Annotated in this window: 21 protein-coding genes; 6 read left to right on the top strand and 15 right to left on the bottom strand. The window is 38.6% G+C overall.

Annotation, left to right across the window (positions count from 1 at the left end; genetic code table 11):
• Positions 1-47: 47 nt before the first annotated feature.
• The 3 genes from yajC to nusB all read right to left on the bottom strand — a co-directional run bounded on the left by yajC (position 48) and on the right by nusB (position 1,902).
• A complete protein-coding gene (gene yajC / locus QSE00_RS07460; RefSeq protein ID WP_110357702.1) occupies positions 48-335 on the bottom strand; it encodes a preprotein translocase subunit YajC in 288 nt (95 codons plus the stop codon).
• Positions 336-347: 12 nt separating this feature from the next.
• Positions 348-821, bottom strand: coding sequence for a DUF1573 domain-containing protein (locus QSE00_RS07455; RefSeq protein ID WP_110357701.1), 474 nt, complete (start codon positions 819-821; stop codon positions 348-350).
• Positions 822-954: 133 nt separating this feature from the next.
• Positions 955-1,902 carry a transcription antitermination factor NusB gene (nusB, locus tag QSE00_RS07450; protein ID WP_286105476.1) on the bottom strand — a complete coding sequence of 316 codons (948 nt, stop codon included), beginning with the start codon at positions 1,900-1,902 and terminating at the stop codon, positions 955-957.
• A gap of 180 nt (positions 1,903-2,082) precedes the next feature.
• Here nusB and QSE00_RS07445 point away from each other — a divergent pair, with 180 nt between their 5' ends.
• Together QSE00_RS07445 and QSE00_RS07440 are read left to right on the top strand one after the other, a co-directional pair.
• Entirely contained in the window at positions 2,083-3,837 is a 1,755-nt protein-coding gene (locus tag QSE00_RS07445; RefSeq protein ID WP_110357699.1) for an ABC transporter ATP-binding protein, read from the top strand.
• An 80-nt stretch (positions 3,838-3,917) separates the two neighbouring features.
• On the top strand, positions 3,918-4,289 hold the full coding sequence (locus QSE00_RS07440) for a PUR family DNA/RNA-binding protein (protein ID WP_110357698.1): 372 nt from the start codon (positions 3,918-3,920) through the stop codon (positions 4,287-4,289).
• A gap of 65 nt (positions 4,290-4,354) precedes the next feature.
• Here the strand turns inward: QSE00_RS07440 and QSE00_RS07435 are convergent, their stop codons facing one another.
• From QSE00_RS07435 to QSE00_RS07425, 3 genes are read right to left on the bottom strand one after another with little or no spacing between them, the layout of a single operon-like run.
• Complete coding sequence (locus QSE00_RS07435) at positions 4,355-5,353, bottom strand: lysophospholipid acyltransferase family protein (RefSeq protein ID WP_286105527.1); 999 nt, start codon at positions 5,351-5,353, stop codon at positions 4,355-4,357.
• A gap of 44 nt (positions 5,354-5,397) precedes the next feature.
• Positions 5,398-6,318 carry a bile acid:sodium symporter family protein gene (locus QSE00_RS07430; protein ID WP_286105475.1) on the bottom strand — a complete coding sequence of 307 codons (921 nt, stop codon included), beginning with the start codon at positions 6,316-6,318 and terminating at the stop codon, positions 5,398-5,400.
• Between the two features lie 3 nt (positions 6,319-6,321).
• A complete protein-coding gene (locus tag QSE00_RS07425; protein ID WP_110357695.1) occupies positions 6,322-6,660 on the bottom strand; it encodes a tRNA-binding protein in 339 nt (112 codons plus the stop codon).
• Between the two features lie 188 nt (positions 6,661-6,848).
• On the opposite strand from QSE00_RS07425, the gene QSE00_RS07420 reads away from it, so the two are divergent.
• Entirely contained in the window at positions 6,849-7,409 is a 561-nt protein-coding gene (locus QSE00_RS07420) for a thioredoxin family protein (RefSeq protein ID WP_286105474.1), read from the top strand.
• A 60-nt stretch (positions 7,410-7,469) separates the two neighbouring features.
• On the opposite strand, the gene QSE00_RS07415 is transcribed toward QSE00_RS07420, so the two are convergent.
• Positions 7,470-8,021 (bottom strand): YfiT family bacillithiol transferase, encoded by a 552-nt coding sequence (locus tag QSE00_RS07415; RefSeq protein ID WP_286105473.1) that lies wholly within the window; start codon positions 8,019-8,021, stop codon positions 7,470-7,472.
• 356 nt (positions 8,022-8,377) lie between these two features.
• Between QSE00_RS07415 and QSE00_RS07410 the strand changes: the two genes are divergently transcribed.
• Together QSE00_RS07410 and QSE00_RS07405 are read left to right on the top strand one after the other, a co-directional pair.
• Positions 8,378-9,016 (top strand): peroxiredoxin, encoded by a 639-nt coding sequence (locus QSE00_RS07410; RefSeq protein ID WP_110357691.1) that lies wholly within the window; start codon positions 8,378-8,380, stop codon positions 9,014-9,016.
• Positions 9,017-9,559: 543 nt separating this feature from the next.
• Complete coding sequence (locus tag QSE00_RS07405; protein ID WP_026812084.1) at positions 9,560-9,751, top strand: cold-shock protein; 192 nt, start codon at positions 9,560-9,562, stop codon at positions 9,749-9,751.
• A gap of 469 nt (positions 9,752-10,220) precedes the next feature.
• Here the strand turns inward: QSE00_RS07405 and QSE00_RS07400 are convergent, their stop codons facing one another.
• From QSE00_RS07400 to QSE00_RS07390, 3 genes are all read right to left on the bottom strand, one after another.
• Positions 10,221-11,153: a peptidylprolyl isomerase gene (locus QSE00_RS07400; RefSeq protein ID WP_110357690.1), complete on the bottom strand. Its 933-nt coding sequence runs from the start codon at positions 11,151-11,153 to the stop codon at positions 10,221-10,223.
• A 154-nt stretch (positions 11,154-11,307) separates the two neighbouring features.
• Positions 11,308-12,681 carry a M28 family peptidase gene (locus QSE00_RS07395; protein WP_286105469.1) on the bottom strand — a complete coding sequence of 458 codons (1,374 nt, stop codon included), beginning with the start codon at positions 12,679-12,681 and terminating at the stop codon, positions 11,308-11,310.
• Positions 12,678-13,556: a PPK2 family polyphosphate kinase gene (locus QSE00_RS07390; protein ID WP_286105468.1), complete on the bottom strand. Its 879-nt coding sequence runs from the start codon at positions 13,554-13,556 to the stop codon at positions 12,678-12,680. Before QSE00_RS07390 ends, QSE00_RS07395 begins: the two co-directional genes overlap by 4 nt.
• Before the next feature lie 400 nt (positions 13,557-13,956).
• Here QSE00_RS07390 and QSE00_RS07385 point away from each other — a divergent pair, with 400 nt between their 5' ends.
• Complete coding sequence (locus QSE00_RS07385; protein ID WP_286105466.1) at positions 13,957-14,646, top strand: hypothetical protein; 690 nt, start codon at positions 13,957-13,959, stop codon at positions 14,644-14,646.
• A 150-nt stretch (positions 14,647-14,796) separates the two neighbouring features.
• Here QSE00_RS07385 and QSE00_RS07380 read toward each other — a convergent pair whose 3' ends face one another.
• Genes QSE00_RS07380 through QSE00_RS07360 form a run of 5 tightly spaced genes read right to left on the bottom strand, consistent with a single transcriptional unit; the run spans position 14,797 to position 20,004 of the window.
• Positions 14,797-15,960 carry a sigma-54-dependent transcriptional regulator gene (locus QSE00_RS07380; RefSeq protein WP_110357686.1) on the bottom strand — a complete coding sequence of 388 codons (1,164 nt, stop codon included), beginning with the start codon at positions 15,958-15,960 and terminating at the stop codon, positions 14,797-14,799.
• 11 nt (positions 15,961-15,971) lie between these two features.
• On the bottom strand, positions 15,972-16,850 hold the full coding sequence (locus QSE00_RS07375) for a DUF6268 family outer membrane beta-barrel protein (protein WP_110357685.1): 879 nt from the start codon (positions 16,848-16,850) through the stop codon (positions 15,972-15,974).
• Positions 16,840-17,736 (bottom strand): mechanosensitive ion channel family protein, encoded by an 897-nt coding sequence (locus tag QSE00_RS07370; RefSeq protein WP_110357684.1) that lies wholly within the window; start codon positions 17,734-17,736, stop codon positions 16,840-16,842. Before QSE00_RS07370 ends, QSE00_RS07375 begins: the two co-directional genes overlap by 11 nt.
• A 1-nt stretch (position 17,737) precedes the next feature.
• The gene (locus tag QSE00_RS07365) at positions 17,738-19,075 is read right to left on the bottom strand and encodes an ABC transporter permease (RefSeq protein WP_286105465.1); all 1,338 of its coding nucleotides are present in this window, start codon (positions 19,073-19,075) and stop codon (positions 17,738-17,740) included.
• Positions 19,076-19,080: 5 nt separating this feature from the next.
• Positions 19,081-20,004 (bottom strand): ABC transporter ATP-binding protein, encoded by a 924-nt coding sequence (locus tag QSE00_RS07360; RefSeq protein ID WP_110357682.1) that lies wholly within the window; start codon positions 20,002-20,004, stop codon positions 19,081-19,083.
• Positions 20,005-20,010 lie beyond the last annotated feature (6 nt).

Here is a 20,010-nt window from a genome sequence, read left to right as displayed (position 1 = left end):
AAAGCACCAACTTTAGGTTGGTGCTTTTTAAATTATTCAGAAAAAAATTACTTCTTTTCGGGTGCGTTTACTTTTTTACTCATCTCCATGGAGATAGCGGTACGGTCAAATTTTATTTTCCCGGCCATAGTTTCTATAACACAAGTAAAATCATTATCGTTTAAATCTACTACTTTTCCGTGCATACCGCTCTTGGTAACCACTTTATCTCCTTTTTTTAATTCTTCGGTAAATTTCTTCTCTTGTTTTTGACGTTTTCTTTGCGGTGCGATCATAAAAAAATACACCACTACAAACATTAATATTAGGGGAAGATATGGATATTGTTCTAACATAATTTTATTTACTTATTTAACAGGACCTACAGGACCTGCACCTTTTGGAGTTACAAATGCCTTTATTCGAAGTGTTTCACTTCCTTTACTGGTGTTGGCGGTAACAGTAATGGTCTTGGTTACCTGATTTTGTCCTGAACCGTTAAACTTCACCAACAACTCCCCTTTTTCACCTGGTGCTATTGGCGTATTTTTTGGATATTCGGGAATGGTACAACCACAGCTACTTTTGGCATCGGTAATTATCAATGGGGCGTCGCCCGTATTTGTAAATGTAAAAATAGTTTCCTGGGGAGCGTTTTGATCTATTGATCCAAAATCGTGCTCTACTTTATCGAACTCCATCACAGGAAGACTCTTGGCAGCTGCATCCCTTTCGGCAGCAACTTCTACATTGGAAGCTTCAATTTTACTGGAGGCCTTTTCCTTACAGGAAGAAAGGACAAGAACAGAAATAATACTTACGGTTAAAAATATTCTCTTCATCGGTTTAAATTTAATTATTTCTTAAGAGGTCAGATGCAAATCGCCATAAATCATCTCAGTGAATTTGAAGAATTACCATGGCTCATTTCATCTTTACTAATTTTTTATTTGCGCAAAATTAAGGAATATTTGTTTATAACAAACCCCTACCAACTTTTTTTAGTTTCCCGTCCTCCTTATACTCCCTCACCAGCTTATCCAATATACCGTTGATGAATATACTACTTTTAGGTGTGGAATACTCCTTTGCGATTTCTAAAAATTCATTTATCGTAACCCGTTCCGGTATCGATGGAAAATTGAGGAGTTCGCAAATTGCCATTTTCAAAAGTATGGCATCAATATCCGCAATTCGATCCTTGTCCCAATTAGGGGTTTTACCCTCGATCTCCTGTTCCAGTTTGGAATTGTTCAACAGGGTTTTTCTCAAAAGCATATTGGCATATACCATATCGTCCCCATCCATAAAAAGAGGTGGTAAAAAATAAGAAGGAACAGTACTTTCCTTTACTTTTTTAAACTGCTTTAATAGAAAAGTGTTTACAATGGGAATATCATCCACCCAGGTTAATTTGTCATCTTCAAAATAATCGTAAATCTTTTCGTTGGGCGCAATTATATCCCGGAACAAATCAATGATAAGCCTTTTGTCCTCTTCGTAAGTACTTTCGGTATTGGACATATATTTGGCATATATATCGCTCTCCATAACCTCGTTGTAAATTATCCTGATGTACTCTTCGTTCAAATACCAATTGTTCAATTTTCTTTTGGACAATTCATCCTTCAGTGTCTTGTTCCCCGCAATTTGAAGCAGAAGTTTATTTTTTAGGAATTTTTCCTTGTCGGGATAGGAATCGGAGTTGTTTTTTAGATATTTTTTGGAGGATAGGCTAAGCTGACTCTCTGCCCTTTCATGCAATTCTATAAAAAGGCTCAGCATTAACAGGTAAAGTGTGTACATGTTCTCTATGCTTACTTTCAAAAATTTCTCTTGTTTTTCCAGGGAATCATCCTTCGACTGTGTCAATGCATAAATACATTGCATAACTTTAACCCTTATGTGCCTTCTTGTAAGCATTTTTAAAGAACTTTAGTAAAATGTAAAAAATTATTCGGGTACAAAAATAGGATTATATTTTTTAATCCTAACTACCTTTTTGGGTATTATCTTATGTGTTTTATAACATTTGGTTTAGAACCAAAAAACTATCTTTGCCCAATTGTAATCCAAAATCCTGCAATTTCTGTTTCATAGCCAATGAAAGAACTTCAACATTTAAATAAATATTTTAGGAAGTACCGATTTAAGCTCCTTATTGGTATTATCATTACCATGATAGCTCGAATTTTTCAATTGGTTATGCCTTCCTATGTAAAAAAATCCATTGAAGTTGTTGAAGGCTATGTAGGTAATGAAATTCTGAAGGCGGATGCCAAGGAAATGCTATGGGAATACATCCTGATAATTGTTGGAGCTGCATTGCTGTCCGGTTTCTTTACATTTCTGATGAGACAGACCATTATTAATGTCTCCAGGTACATTGAGTACGACTTAAAGAATGAGGTATTTGACCATTACCAACTATTGAGTCTCAATTTTTACAAAAAAAATAGGACCGGGGATTTAATGAACAGGATAAGCGAGGATGTAAACCAGGTACGATTGTATGGAGGTCCGGCCATTATGTACGGAATTCAAACGCTAACACTTTTTGTTTGTCTGGTTCCACTAATGTTCATAAAGGCACCAGTACTGGCCCTCTATGCTCTGTTGCCATTGCCGATTCTTTCTGTATTGATCTATCAGATCAGTAAAATAATTCACAAGCGGAGTACAATTGTGCAAGAGTTTTTATCAACCCTGTCTACCTTTACCCAAGAATCCTTTTCAGGAATTTCGGTTATAAAAGCCTATGCCCTGGAACCTAAGGTAAATGCCGAATTGAAAAATTTGGCCCTGGACGGAAAAAACAAAAGTATGGATCTTGCCAAGGTCAATGCTTGGTTTTTCCCGCTGATGATCCTTTTGATCGGAATCAGCAATATATTTGTCATCTACGTGGGCGGCAAACAATATATAGACGGGGAAATAGCGTCAATTGGTATCATTGCAGAGTTTATCTTGTATGTAAACATGCTTACCTGGCCTGTAGCGGTCGTGGGCTGGGTTACCTCCATAGTGCAACGGGCGGAAGCATCACAAAAACGGATCAATCAATTTTTGCAGGAAGAACCCAACATTGTTAGTACCGTTAAGGAGGAAACTCCCATAAAAGGAAAGATTGAGTTTAAAAACGTAACGTTTACCTACGAGGACACCAACATTATGGCCCTGAACAACATATCCTTTACAATAAACCAGGGCGAGACAGTAGCTATATTGGGAAAAACAGGATCAGGAAAATCGACCATTTTAGATTTAATTGCCCGTTTGTACGACATTGACTCCGGAGAAATTCTGATAGATGATGTCCCCATTAAGGAATTAAACCTACAAAGCCTACGACAATCCATAGGCGCTGTACCACAGGATGCTTTTCTATTTTCCGACACCATAAAAAACAATATTAAGTTTGGAAAAGAAAATTCAACGGATGAGGAAATTATTGCCGTGGCCAAGAAAGCGGTAGTACATGAAAACATAATGGGCTTCAACAAACAGTACGAGACTATTTTGGGAGAAAGGGGCATTACCTTAAGTGGGGGACAAAAACAGCGTGTCTCCATTGCAAGGGCACTCCTGAAGGACCCACCTATCTACCTTTTTGATGATTGTCTTTCGGCAGTTGACACCGAAACGGAAGAAGAAATTCTGAACCAACTGAAAAAAGAATCCAAAAATAAGACCACGCTCATTGTAAGCCATAGGGTTTCATCGGCCAAAAACGCAGATAAAATTATAGTTCTGGAGGATGGAAAATTAATACAGGAAGGTACACATGAAGAATTAAATTCTGTTGAAGGATACTACAAAGAGCTGTATATGCATCAACTTTCTGAGAAAGAAAAATAGAAAAATGTTGTTATATTAGGTTTTTTTTTCCACTTTTGACAGATATATACCTATGAAAAATTAACTATACACTAGACGAAATGAGCGATAAAGATTTAATGGACCAAGAAGAAATTTATTCTAAAGTTTTAAGAGCAGGAAGAAGAACTTATTTTTTCGATGTTAGAAGCACCAAGGCAGGAGATTATTATTTAACTGTTACCGAAAGCAAAAAGTTCACCCATGACGATGGTTCTTTTCATTATAAAAAACACAAGATTTATTTATACAAAGAAGACTTTACCGCCTTTAAGGAGAATTTGGACGAGATGATGGATTACATTATCGATGAAAAAGGTACAGAGGTTATTTCCGAACGTCACCAGAAAGATTTTAAAAAGGAAGATTCCGAAGAAAATGGATCTATTAGCTCTACAGATAGTTTTACAGATGTAAGCTTTGACGATATTTAATCTTCTTATTCTTATACAAAAATTTAATGGCCCCTGTAATTAGGGGCCATTTCTTTTACCATGATTTAGTCTTCCCGCCACAATTTAACCAGTATACTGCCAAGGATAAAATGGGCCGAGCAGATCATTAAGGTAGCCTGCCAATTGAAGAATATTAGCATTACTCCCATGAGCAGAAGATAAAACAAGGGGTAAAACAATAAGGCAAACATAAATCTGGTTGTGCTCAAAAATTCCGGTTCGCTAACTTTTGGTTTAATGAGCTTGGACCATAAAATGATCATTGGAAAGTTCAACATAAAAAATGCCCACTTAAAAATGTACTTCTGAGGTACTTCTTTTTCTCTTTTTTTATACTCTGGAAATATCCCCGTTTCCAAAATTAGGTTAATGTCCACAGGATCCAGATAATCCACCCTAGCCCTATCCAGTTTATGCACTATCTCCTCATACCTGGACTCCTCTTCAATATGTGTGGTAAGTCTTTTTAAATGATGAAACACTTCCTGCTTCAGTCGGCTGGCCGATCCTGTCAAATCCTCTTTGTTAAAAAATTCCTGGACCCTTATCCCTTCGCCATAATACAGTGCTGCCTTATCGGGAAATTTTGCGGCCTTGGCATAATTCACTCCAATTGGGACAACAGTGATATCCACAGTTGGATTATTTTCCAAAGCCAGAAACAAAATACGGGTAAACCCTTTGCTTAGAGGACGGACCCGACGTTTTAGGGAGTGGTTGCCTTCCGGAAAAATAAGTAAGGCCTCTCCCCTTTGCAGTAGCTCCGAGCAGCGTTCAAAAATGGCGTTATTTCCCGCCAATGAATCCTTACCGTCCCTGATCCTATACACCGGAATCATCTGTAAAAATTCGAAAAACACCTTCAACAAGGTTCCCTTAAACACGTCGGACCTAGTTAAAAAATAAGGTTTCCGATTACAATGGGTCGCTATCAATAGAGCATCGAGCAAGGCATTTTGATGATTCGATACAAACATAACAGGTTTTCCCAAAGGCACATTCTGCAAACCTTTAACTTTTATTCCAGAAAAATAGAATGTCAATGCCAAACGAATCCAAACCCATATAATACAATAACCTATCCTTCTCAAACAAGTTCTTCTTTATCAATTGGAAAATATCCCCAAAAGCTTGCTATGGCCAAACCCGATAACAAATGCCATATTCCCCAAAACGCCGCCAGAAGGGCCATTCCCCCCATTCCATCAAAAAAAGTAAATATCAACAGCAGTCCCAGGCCTGAATTCTGAATCCCGGTTTCTATACCAATGGTTCGCTTATCCATTTGGGAAAGACCAAAAAATTTAGCCACCGAATAGCCGGTTACAAAAGCCAAAAGATTGTGCAGGACCACTATCCAGAATACGTATAATACATATTCCATAAAAACGTCCCTGTTGTCATATAAGGCAATAAAAATAAGAATCACAAAAAACACCAACGAAAGTACCTTTAAAACTTCTGCTATTTTAGATGCTATTTTGGGCCTGATATGGTTTATCGCCATCCCCGAAATTAAGGGTAATGCCAAAAGCAATGCCACTAATTTTACCATTGAAAAAGTAGCAATGGCAACTTCTTGAAGTATTGATGCGGTGGGGCCATATAGGGAGCCCCATAATTGAAGGTTTAAAGGGGTCATAAGGACAGCCAATAAAGTGGCCACCGCCGTTAGACTTACGGACAAGGCCGTATTGCCCTTTGCCAAATGTGTAATAAAATTGGAAATATTACCCCCTGGGCAAGCAGCTACCATAAACATTCCCAAAGCAATACTGGGCAAGGGCTCCAATAGCAAAACAAGTATAAAAGTTACGGCAGGAAGCAAAACAAACTGGCTCAAAACACCAACAAAAAGCGGCTTGGGCTTTCTAAGCAATCGTCTAAAGTCATCTATGGATATATCCAATGCTATCCCGAACATTACCAGGGCCAAAGCCACGTTAAGCACCCAAAGTGATTGTTGGTTAAAGTCTATATGAATCTTATCCAGGGGGGTAGTTACCAAGAATTATGAGATTTTAAGTCCATTGTCAACCTCGTCATCCGGACGCAGTAATATTACATCGGAACCGTCAACAGCCCCTAATATAAGACATTCGCTCATAAAATTTGCAATTTGTTTTTTAGGAAAATTAACCACGGCGATTATCTGCTTCCCCAAAAGTTGATCTTTGGAGTACCTTTGGGTTATTTGGGCCGATGTTTTCCTAATCCCTATCGTCTTGCCAAAATCGACATGTAACTGATAGGCTGGTTTCCTGGCCTCTGGAAAATCTTTAATTTCAATAATGGTGCCCACTCTCATATCTATTTTGGAGAAATCGGGCCAAGTAATAGTTTCTTTCACAGAACAATTCTAAGTTTTTCAATAATTTCACTGGAAAATTTCACGTCTTAGGATCTATTGGCACATGCCAAAAGTTTCAACTTTATAAATATTTCTTTTACCACAAAATATCTAATGTGGGAACCGCATACAATTGTCTATCTTTTCTTTTAACTTTGCAGTAGACCTTTTTTCTAAACATTAAAGTCATGGCCAATACACCCAGTAATATGCTGCCCATAGGCACAATAGCCCCCAACTTTAAATTGTTCGATACCACTTCGTACCAACAAAAAAGCCTTCAAGACTTAAAAGGGGCCAAGGGTACCGTAATCATGTTTATCTGCAACCACTGCCCTTTTGTTAAGCATTTGAATACCGAAATCGTCAAAACAGCAATGGAATATCAACCTAAAGATATTTCATTTATTGCAATTTCCAGCAACGATGTAGAAAATTACCCTCAGGATGCTCCCCATTTAATGAAACTGATCAGTATAGAACAGAAATATACTTTTCCCTATCTGTACGATGAAAGTCAAGAGGTTGCCAAAGCATATGATGCCGCCTGTACGCCCGATTTCTATTTATTCGATGCCAATTTAAGGCTGGTATATAGAGGTCAGTTTGACAACTCCCGCCCGGGAAATGGTATCCCAGTGAGCGGAGTGGACTTAAAATCGGCCATGGATGCCCTTCTTTCCGGAAACAAAATAAATATTGACCAAAAACCGAGTATGGGCTGTAATATCAAGTGGAAGAAACAATAGTTGCCCAATACATTTTTACTTTAAATTTCATGGAAGACCATGGCCCTTTAGCTTAAAGTACTAGGGACAATTCCAGCCCTTACGGTCTATGATGCCCTCTATGTGTGCCAAATGATGATTGCCGTGCCAAGCGTATTTTCCAATATTCTCCATAAGGCTAACCGCAACATTACCATCGGGATGAATATACACCCTTTCCAAATCCTCCTTGGACAAACCTTTTAAGAGATATACCATTTTTGCATGTAGTGCCTTAAGATAATTTATGGATAGTACTATTGGGGCCGTCTTGGCATCAAAAAGGTTGCTCCACTCCTTCTCTTCGTACGCCTTAATAATAGGTTTATCTTCGGTCAGTGCCCATTTAAATCTGGTATAACTATGATGATGGCTGTCCGCCATATGATGGACCACCTGCCTGATGGTCCAGCCACCTGGCCGATACCGAGTATTCAACTGTTGGTCGTTCAGTGGAACCACCAGATCCTCTAAACGGGTAGGCAATGCTTCCAATTCGGATATCCAATCGGACAAGGTTATATCATTGACCTTCCCGGTATATACAAAATGGCCAATGGGGTATTTCAATTCTTCCAAGCTTCTTTCTTCCATTGTATAAAATTAAAGAAGTATAATGAATAATATTAGCTATCCCAATAAATAATATTAAACCCTACCAAAGTTTTCCCATTCATAGAACGGGATCGAAGGGCGATTGGCAATGGTGCTTACAAACCCAATTAAACTAAATGTTTTTTTTGCAAAAAAAAGACCATTATTTATACGATCGAATACAGTACGTATTGCATCCCAAAAGATTAAAAAAAAATAAATTCCACCTAAATAAATTTCAAAAAACAACTTTATTTCGTTAAATTTTAATACATTTTTAACCTTTTAAAAAAGTCGATTACAAGATAATCTACTAATTTTATAGGATAATAAACTTTTAACTAAAGCACCAAAATATGGCAACAATACGATTGGGCGACCTAGCCCCTGATTTTACAGCAGATAGTTCTATGGGAATGATCAATTTATATGATTATTTAGGTGATGGATGGGGAATTTTGTTTTCGCACCCGGCGGATTTTACCCCGGTATGTACCACCGAACTTGGAACGGCCGCTAAATTCAAAGGAGAATTTGACAAACGGAACGTAAAAATGCTGGCACTGAGTGTTGATGGGGTAGCCTCTCATGGGGAATGGATCAAAGACATTAATGAGACACAGCATACCACTGTTAATTTTCCAATTATTGCCGATGAGGACAAAAAGGTCTCTACCCTTTACGACATGATTCATCCAAATGCAAATGACAGTTTAACTGTGCGTTCGGTTTACATTATAGCCCCGGACAAAACTGTAAAACTCATAATTACCTATCCTGCATCCACAGGTCGTAATTTTCACGAATTGCTCAGGGTAATAGATTCATTACAATTAACAGCATATCATAAAGTAGCCACTCCTGCCAACTGGGAAAATGGGGATAGGGTGGTTGTAAGTCCATCCATAAACACAGAGGATGCCAAAAAAATATTCACCAAAGGTGTGGAAGAAATTAAGCCCTATTTAAGAATGACCCCACAGCCGAACCTATAATTTGGATAGGACTACTATAATATCAATAGAGTCTTCCCTGTTAGGGAAGACTCTATTTTGTTTTAGCTCCCAATAACAGCAATTCCTTGTAGCTCCTTTGTTATTGAGGTGATTGAGATAATGTTATCCAACCCACTACTGTCCACAACACCTATTTGACCAAAACCATTCTCAAATGCAGCAACTTCTGCAGGCCAAGAGAAACAAAAAATTAAATTTAATTAGGTGTTGACGCCTTATTATTCTTTTTTTTAATCAAACTTCCCAAACCTGTACCCCAACATTCCCAGAAATTCATTTAGCGCGCAAAAAAAAATCCATTTTCCCTGTAGGAATTAAAAAAACGTGCAGAACACATAAAAACGGATATGAAAAAGTAAAAGTTTAAGACCGAGGACATTAACGCACAGTTGATTAGCCGTTTATTTACTTTTTAAAAATCGTGTCAAAATCTTCCAAAATAAATATAACTATCAAAAAATCATGTAGTTAAATAATAAAACCTTATCTTGGCGGCTAATTTAATTTTTTTAATTTTTTATAATGAATAAAGGAACAGTAAAATTTTTCAATGATTCCAAAGGATTCGGATTTATCACTGAAGAAGGCTCAAGCGAAGATCACTTTGTACACATTTCTGGTTTAATCGACGAAATTCGCGAAGGTGATGTTGTAGAATTTGAATTACAACAAGGTAAAAAAGGATTGAACGCAGTAAATGTAAAAGTGATTTAATAATTACGGTACAATTTTTTTTAGAAAATAGAGCCCATCCTAGCGGATGGGCTTTTTTATTGGACTTTATCGAAATTTAAACCAAAGCTGTTTAGGGAGTAAAAGTATTTCATTAAAAGACTGTTTTGTAGGATTTTTCATGTTTAAAAGTAATATTTATATTTTTAACGCAACCTTTCCCCAATTTTACCATCTTCCTTAAAAACACTAAAATCGCACCATTAAAATAACTTAAGCATGACTACTTTTTTCACCATTCTTCTCTCCTTATTGGTAATAAACATAGCGCTTTTAGTATTGAGCCTTAATAAGACCAAAAGATAGAAAGCAATTTTGAATTTACCATATAAGGTTTAATTTCAACTTAAACACAATAGGGTCGAAAACATTTTTCGTCTCTCAATTCTGAACCATTAGTAAAAAAAGACCCCAATTTCTTAGGGTCTTTTTTTTATATGAAAATTGGAATTTATCCTATCCCCATTAATTCAACATCAAATATAAGGGTGGCATTGGGTGGAATAACCCCGCCGGCACCAGCACTTCCATAAGCCAAATTGGAAGGAATTACAAACCTGGCCTTGTCCCCAACCTTCAATAGGCCGATACCTTCATCCCATCCTGGAATAACTTGGCCCACACCTAATTGAAAGCTAATTGGCTCCTTTCTTTTATAGGAAGAATCAAAAACTTGGCCGTTCAACAAAGATCCTTCATAATGTACTGAAACATTTTTTCCACTTACGGCCTTGCTTCCTTTTCCCTCTTGAACAATTTTATACCTAAGTCCACTTTCCGTTTCGTTAAATCCAGCTGCAACTTTATCCAGTTCAGCTGCTATTTTTTTCTTTTCCTCCGCAAGTCTTTTTTCCCTAGAACCCTCAAAAGTCCTAAAAGCCTCTACCGCATTCCAATTATCCGCTTCCGACCCAATTCGCTCTATGGTCAAACTTTCTATTTTATCGCCCTGTTTAATGGCATCCACCACATCCTGACCTTTCACTACGTGCCCAAAAACGGTATGCTTGTTATCTAACCAAGGAGTGGCCACATGGGTAATAAAAAATTGGGTGCCATTTGTACCAGGTCCGGCATTGGCCATTGAAAGTACGCCAGGTCCGTCATGGGTAAGATCTGGATGAAATTCATCATCAAATTTATAGCCCCCGTCACCAGTACCGGTTCCTAGCGGACAACCTCCCTGTATCATAAAATCCGGAATAACCCTATGGAATTTCAATCCGTCATAATAGGGTTTACCTTGAGCCTTGATACTATTTTCTAGATTACCCTCCGCCAAGGCTACAAAGTTACCCACGGTTCCAGGGGTTTTATCATGCGTAAGCTTTACCAGTATTTCTCCTTTCGAAGTATTGAATTTTGCGTAAATTCCGTCTTGCATATCACTGTTTTTTAATTAGTCCGCAAAGGTAAGGATAAGTTTTCTGTTTATAAAAAACACTGTGGATTGGATAATCCCATTTCATCTACCTGTAGGCATTCTTCATAATAAATTTCCTTTCCCCAAGTTCCACTCCCTTAAACAGTGCCAAGAACTACTTGATGCCATATTGGTCAAAGAGATAGATTAAACTGGCCATAGAGGCAGCTCCAAGTTCCAATTCCCGTTTATTTACATGCGCAAAGGTATCGTTGGCCGAATGGTGATGATCAAAATACCGCTGACTGTCCGGTTTTAAACCTGCCAAAACAATATCATCATTTTTCAATGGTCCAATATCCGCTCCGCTCCACCCTTTTATAAATTGGTGCACCAAATAGGGTTCAAACAAGCTTTTCCAACCCTCTATCTGCTTAAAATTGGCCTGATTGCAATCAAATGAAAAACCTCGGGGCGTAAAACCACCGGAATCACTTTCCAGGGCAAAAATATGTTTCTCATTATTTTTGGACGCCTGCTCCGCATAGGTGGTACCGCCACGAAGTCCGTTTTCCTCGTTCATAAAAAGGACCACCCGTATGGTACGTTTAGGTCTATATCCTGTAACCTTTAGCAACCTTAACACTTCCATACTCTGCACACATCCAGCACCATCATCATGTGAACCGTCTCCTAAATCCCATGAATCCAAATGTCCTCCCACCAACAAAATTTCATTTGGATAGGTACTTCCTTTGATTTCCCCAATTACATTATAAGACTCCACATCCGGCAATATTTTACAATTTTGTCTAAAGAAAAAACTTATGCCCGGATTTAGTTTTAAGGTGGCACTTAGCAGTTCGGCTCCATTTGTACTTATGGCCGCGGCTGGAATCCTACTCTCTATGGGCGTGTTTCCATAGCTCATAGCACCTGTATGGGGGAAATCGTCCAACCGAAGATTTAAGGACCTGACAATTACCCCTACGGCACCGTACTTGGCCGCTTCGGCGGCACCTGAATATCGTTGGTCCGAACAACCTCCGTAAGACTGAAAGGTGTCAATATTTACAGGGTCCATAGGTTTATTAAAAAACACTATCTTCCCCTGAATTTTTTCTTTCCCCAGCGTTTTTAGCCCTTCAATACCCATAACCTCAACCACCCCTGCCTTTATTCCTCCATAAGGAGTGGCCACAGAACCTCCCAAAGCACATATGGGGACATTATTGGTCAATCCGGGATCGCTCTCTATATAAGCAAATTCCGGTGTACCCCTTACCCACTTTGGGACTTTGACCGGCTGAAGCCAAACGCGGTCCAATCCCATGGAATCGAGAACTTTTTTAGTGTAATCCACAGCCTTCTGTGCTTGCAAAGAACCCGAAAGTCTTCCTCCAATCTGATTGGACAAATAATTTAACCAAGCATATCCACTGCCATTGGTAAGGGCCGTGTTATATATTTCTTTAATTTGTTTTTCATCATTGTTCTGTGCTTTGATCTGTAGTGCAATTAGTAAAAATACCAACAATAAATACCTCATTCGTTTTCCAATTGTTTTTTATATTCTTCTAAATTAGCTTTTATTTTATCATCGAGTTCGGGTTCCCTTATATCTTTGTATTTTTTTAACTCTTCATACAAAATTGAAGCAACTATTAACCGGGCAGCTTTTTTATTGTCCGAAGGAACAATGAACCAGGGGGCATGCGGTTTTGATGTATTGTTAAGTGCTTCCTCGTAGCATTTTTGGTATTGGTCCCAAATAAGTCTTTCCTTTAAATCGCCAGGGGAAAACTTCCAGTTTTTCTTCCTTAATTCCAACCTTCTCAATAATCGCTGCCGTTGCTCCTCCTTGGATAAATGCAGAAAAAATTTAAATATAATGGTCCCGTTTTCCGCTATATGACGTTCAAAATTATTTATTTGTTCAAAACGTTTGTCCCAAAAACTTTGATCTATGTCCTCTACCCTATGGATTCCGGGAATATGTTCATTCAATATGTATTCCGGATGCACCCTGGTTACCAAAACATTTTCGTAATGTGTACGGTTAAAAACCCCAAATTTTCCCTTTGCCGGCAGGGCAATATAGTGTCGCCAAATATAGTCGTGCTTTAATTCCAGCTCTGTTGGTACTTTAAAACTATGCACCACTACCCCCCTGGCATTAAAATCCTTGAATACTTCCCTAATCAAACTATCCTTCCCGGCAGTATCGGTACCCTGCAAACAAATTAAAACGCTGTATTTGGCATGGGCATACATGGTATCCTGAAACTCCCCTAATTCTATCCTAACGCTTTCAAGTGCTTTCCTTAATTTTTTATCCGAAGACCCCAAATCTTCCCTTGTATTTAAATCGGCCAATTTAATTTCCCTATCAACCCTATAAGTTGCTGCTTCTATGTTCTTCATGAATTGGTTTTAGTGCTCCAGTATTGAGCAATTAAAGACAAAAAATATATGAAATTTTTCAGACTACCTAAAAGTTAAGGCCAGAATGCGTTAAGTTATAGGTATTAATCATAATTACCCAAGTATTGGACATTCACCTTATGTTGGCTTAAAATTTACGCATATTCATAAGAAATTACCCTAATTCCGAAGTAAAATCAGGCACCCTAGTGGATCTATATGCTTCATATACAAGGGAATCCAAAAAAAAACACAACCTTATATCCATAAAAAGCCACTGTTGGTCTAAAAACATAGTTTTAAGATGTACTTCATCGAAAAAATCATCTAAATACAAGGTGGTAAGCTTACCTTTACAAGGTTATATTTCCCAGTATAACAATAAACTAAAACCTACTTTATGAGACATTCCGTTATAATTGTTTGTTCTTTGGCGCTGTTTATTTATTCTTCCTTTAAGAGTAACAAAGCCTGTGAATATGCCGGTTCCAATATTGGTTACATCCAATCACAAACTGAAAAGGCCATTGCCACCGACGACATTAACATCTCCAAATATTTTGCCTATAAAGCATTGAACGCCATAGTGAAATCCAAGTCCCAATTAGAGGATTGTGGCTGCGAGCATGCCATGGCACTTATACACGAAAGTTCCGTTAACTTGACCAATGCCACTAGGGCCTCCTCTATACCTGGTGTACAAATACTCCTAAAAAAGGCCTTGGACAATGCTTTGGGAAGTATGGAAGCCTTAAACGAACACGATTCCCATGATAGCAGATATAATAACGATGTTCTGGCTATGAATACCAAAACTTCCATAGCTGCAAAAGAATCACTTAAACCTGTAGATACAAATACCCTTGAAATCAAAGTGAATATTGCCTTGGAAAAGTTCAAAGAATCTTTGGACAAGGTAGTGGAAACTGTAGATTGCAAAGAAGCCACTGCATTTGCGCAAAACGTGTACAATAATTGTGAACAGCAACTTCTAAAATCCAACCTTTCTGCAGGCAAAAAATACTATAACCTAAAAACCAAAGAAATTGCCGCCAATGCCCTTAAAAAGTTGAATGGCTGCAGGAACTAACGATGAGCAATGAGATAATTAAAATAAGCCTTAACTAGTTCCCTTTACCCCCATTTTCCCGAAACACTAAAGAACCTATTGGGTATCGAGGCCTAATTTCCACCTTCATACTTAGGTTCCAAATAGCCCTTCTTTACTAAACCAATAGCTTTATTTACTGGCAAAAGATTTTACGTCTTCCTCGGTTACTTCGTTGCCCCCAAGTATTATAAGCCGCTCTACAACATTTCTCAATTCCCTAATATTCCCAGTCCAGTCATACCCTTTTAACAAGGCAATGGCCTTTGCAGAAAAGGTTTTGGGAGTACTACCATGCTCTGAGGCTATTTTTTCTGAGAAGTGTTTTATGAGTAAAGGTATATCATCCCTTCTATCGTTCAATGAAGGAACCTTAATTAGAATTACTGCTAATCTGTGGTATAGATCTTCGCGAAACCTTCCGCTTTCAATTTCCTTTTTTAGGTCCTTATTGGTGGCGGCCACTACTCTAACATCTACTTTGATGTCTTTATCCGATCCTACCCTGCTTATTTTATTTTCCTGAAGTGCCCTAAGAACTTTTGCCTGGGCAGAAAGGCTCATGTCCCCTATTTCATCCAAAAAAATGGTTCCTTTATTTGCAGCCTCAAACTTTCCGGCCCGGTCCTTTACAGCGGATGTGAAAGCCCCCTTAACATGTCCAAAAAGTTCGCTTTCAATTAATTCGGAAGGGATTGCTGCACAGTTGACCTCAATCAGAGGATTGGCATTCCGCTCGCTTTTTTCATGGATCCAATGGGCCACTAGTTCCTTACCTGTACCATTGGAACCCGTAATGAGGACTCTGGCATCGGTTGGGGCTACTTTTTCTATCATTTCCTTAATGACGGAGATTTCATTGCTTTCCCCAATCATTTCATAATTTTTGCTTACTTTTTTCTTCAGAATTTTATTCTCCACCACCAAATCCTTTCTATCCAAGGCATTGCGCACTGTAGTCAACAACCTGTTTAGATCGGGTGGTTTTGAAATATAATCGAAGGCCCCGAGCCTCATGGTATTCACTGCCGTATCCAGGTCTCCGTGCCCGGAAATCATAATGAAGGGAATTTCGGGCTTTATTTTTCTCGCTGCTTCCAAAACCTCGACCCCATCCATTTTGGGCATCTTTATATCACAAAGTACAAGATCAAAATCATCTTTTTTAATTGTTTCCAACCCTATCAACCCATCTTCGGCCTCCTCCACTTTATAGTTTTCATTTTCCTCCGAAAGGATTTTCACCAAAACCCTTCTAATGGCCGATTCATCTTCAATTACAAGTATTCTAGACATAATTATGTATTTTAAATTCCAATCCTAAAACCTGTTCTAAAATAGAAACTAGGTTCATCGTTCAATGTAAAGATATCATTTCGCTCTTCATCCCTCAACACCCCCGCCTGAAACAAGGTATGGCCCGCGTAGCCATAAAAGAAAATATTTTTGGCCACTGCATATTGGTATCCCAATGTAAACAAAGCCACCGAGGTAGAAATGGAAGAGGCAACACCAGAATCCGAGCTGATTACCGTATTCTGCAAATTAACGTAATATCCATCCAAAATAAACTCGGTCTGCAGCATATGTTTATCGTTAAAAAAATATTTCATGCCACTCTTGGGAGCCCCCACCACATATGCCCAATTGGGATGGAACCGCTTTTCAAAATAAACCAAGGGCAAGGGAACTCTAACGGCCACAGTTGAGTTATAGGCTATTCCCAGTACCAAGCGCGTTGGTTTTTCAATTTTAGGCCTATCCCGTAAGGCCCCTATGGTCATGTTAACGGAGACATCCCCCTGCCCAATATCATTGGTCAAAGTGGACGACAAACGTGGCGTTACCACCCCTACAAAGCGCCAGTCCTTATTGTACTGCAATATATAGGCCATATTTAAATCGGCAACATGAAAGGTTTCCGTGATTACATCGTCATAGGGCGTTCTACGGTTTAGATCGTAGGCAATGCGATTGTATTCGCCCCCGACAATAATATTGTCATTTTTTCCTACTTTAATGGGCAGGTTGGCCACCAGTTTAATTCTGGATAATTTTGCTTCAGCCGTATTTCTTGGCATCAACATATATTCTAACCTAAAAACATCCGGTGTTTGGGCAAGACAAAAATTCATCGACAAAAAGAATCCCAAAATGAATTCCCTACCCTTTCCCTTAATTCCCATTCCCAATATCCTTTTTTTCTACCTGCATCGTTTCAATTGGACGGGATTGAAACATATGAACATCCCTTTGAGGAAAAGGGATACTTATATTGTACTCCCTAAATTTAGCATCTATAATATACCGCATAGCACTTTTAATTTTTGGATCTCCATAACTGTCGTTAATGAAAAAATTGATGGAAAACATTAAAGCGGAATCCCCAAAATCTTCAAAAAGTACAAATGGCTTGGGATTTTTCAAGACCCCTTTTTGTTCACTCGCAATATTTTCCAAAATTTTAGTCACCAAAGCAACATCGCTTCCATAGGCCACTCCAACCTTAACGTTCTCCCTGGTACTTTTATGATTTTGGGTATAATTATAAATACTATCCGTTAGAAATTGATGGTTGGGAATTATGATTACCTTATCATCCCTAGTAAGCGCCCTTGTAGTCCTTAATCGAATTTCGAAAACCTGCCCTACCTTTTGGTTTACCTCCACAATATCCCCTACGCGCAAAGACTGATCCAATATAATCAGAATACCGGAAATAATGTCCTGAAACAAATATTGAAGGGCAAATCCCAAACCAACAAACAGCGCCGCCGATGCGGTCATCAAAACAGTGAGATTGACCCCGGATGTATGCAGAACGATCAGTACTACCAGTATATAAAAGAGGTACCTTAAAAATCCAAAAATACTGACAAACTTATTCCTATCCTCCTCGGGTAACTTTGAGGTAATCAATTTATGAATCAGTTTTAAGGCGTAGGTTACCAGGATTATTGTAACAATGATGGTCAAAAGGGTAGCAGTGGTAATTTCCACCTTATCACCAGGCCAAATTTTGTAGCTGAGGAATTCCTCCAATCCCTTTATTATACCTTTTAATTCCTCCATATCAATATTTCAGCCATTTAAACAAATCCCTATAGGAAGGCTTCTTTCCGTACATCAATATCCCTACCCTATATATTTTGGCCGCCAACCATACAATACCTATAAAAGTGATAATTAATAATAGAATTGAAACCACAACCTCCCATATTGGCACCCCCCCTTCACCTATACCGCCCGGTAGACGCATGAGCATTACAATTGGCGATGTTAAGGGAAATAATGAGAACCCTACAGCAATTGGGCCATGGGGATTATTAAAGACCGAGAAGAAACCAACATAAATGGCCAACATTAATGGCAATATAATTGGAAAAATAAATTGTTGTGTATCTGTCTCGTTGTCCACTGCAGCCCCTATGGCCGCATATATTGAACTATATATTAGGTAACCCAGGACAAAATAGATGACAAAAAAGCAAATAAGCATTATCCAAGGAATCCTAAAAAGTTCGTTCGCGTACAATTGCATGGCAGAATCCGATGCTGTCACATAGGCAGCCCCTCCTATCAGACCAGGGGTATTGCCAGCCTCGGAGTTAAGGGCAGATGGATCAATGTCGAAAACAAGAATCAATACACCAAACATGATAAAGGCCGAAATAATCCAGATAGCGAACTGGGTAACACCAGCCAAGGAAGTTCCAATTATTTTCCCCAGCATAAGTTGAAAAGGTTTCACGGAAGAAATAATAACTTCTATTATCCTGGTGGTTTTTTCCTCTATCACACTGCGCATTACAAAGCCACCGTATATAATAATGAACATCATGATCAGGTACCCAAATGCCCCACCTATAAAAGCTTTCATTTCGGTTATGCCTTTTAGGTTCTGTTCCCCTGAAAAGGTAGCGGTATTGATTTCAAAATTATTGTCAACACTTTCAAAATCCGATACAGAGACGCCTAATTCCTGTAGTCGCTGCATACGTAATCGATCTTCGAATACATTTTCCAAGTTATCTAAAATAGAAGATCCCGGAGCATCCTTACTATAAAAAAAAGACCTACTTACCACTTGTTCCAAGTCCTTATCATTGGGAATGTACAGCAAGCCATAAAATCCCATTTTTTGAATGGAATCCTTCGCCGCCTCCAGGCCTATATCTTTAAATTTTATAAACGAAGTACTTTCCGTTCCCTGAAAGTCGGTGGAAAAATAATTGCTTTCGTTTAATATTCCAATAGTCCGTTTTTCACTATCGTTGATCTTGGTCAGATAAACAATAAGAACTACCATTCCCACCATGAGGATCGGACTCAAGAAAGTCATGACCACAAATGATTTATTTCTAACCTTTGCTAAATATTCGCGTTTTATGATGAGCGATAACTTCCCCATAAGTACTATCTGGATTGAACGGTTCTAATAAATATGTCGTTTGCCGATGGAATTGTCTCCATGAAATTGTTGACATTTGCCTTGCCCGATAAATGGGCCAGAAAGTGACCTGTATTATCAGATGGCAGTTGCACTGTAAAATTTAGTTGCAATCCGTCATCTACATATTCCGAAGATAGAATCTCAAATTTATCCTTTAGATCCTCCAAGAGACCGTTGGCGCTCTGTACCCCTAGCCCAACCTTATAAATATTATTTTTATAGGCCTTTTTAATATCGCTAAGCTTACCATCCAATATTTTCTCGGACTTGTGCACCAAGGCTATATATTCGCATAGTTCCTCCACGGATTCCATCCGGTGCGTTGAAAAAATTATGGTGGTGCCCTTATCCCTTAATTGAAGGATTTCATCCTTAATAAGGTTGGCATTTATAGGATCAAAACCGCTAAAGGGTTCATCGAAGATCAAAAGCTTTGGTTCATGTAGAACTGTTACAATAAATTGGATCTTTTGGGCCATGCCCTTAGAGAGCTCCTGTATTTTCTTGTTCCACCAATCCCCGATCTCCAGTCTATCAAACCAATATTTCAACCTGATTTTGGCATCGGACTTGGACAGTCCTTTTAACTGGGCCAGATACAGGGCCTGTTCCCCAACCTTCATACTTTTATAAAGCCCCCTTTCCTCCGGCAAATATCCAATCATAGAAATATGCTGGTCCCGCAATGGCTCACCATCAAAGTAAATTGCCCCTTGATCCGGATAAATTATTTGATTAATAATCCGTATTAATGTGGTTTTCCCAGCTCCATTGGGTCCAAGCAAACCATAGATACTATTCTTGGGAATTTCCAATGAAACTTTGTTGAGAGCTATATGGCTCCCAAACTGCTTTGAAACCTCATTAGCGACCAATATATTATTCATGCATGC

This window comes from Arenibacter flavimaris, assembly GCF_030291335.1.
In the GTDB taxonomy this organism is placed as follows: domain Bacteria; phylum Bacteroidota; class Bacteroidia; order Flavobacteriales; family Flavobacteriaceae; genus Arenibacter.
Note: the sequence above shows the minus strand (reverse complement) of the source record. Positions and strands in the feature narration are given on the sequence as shown.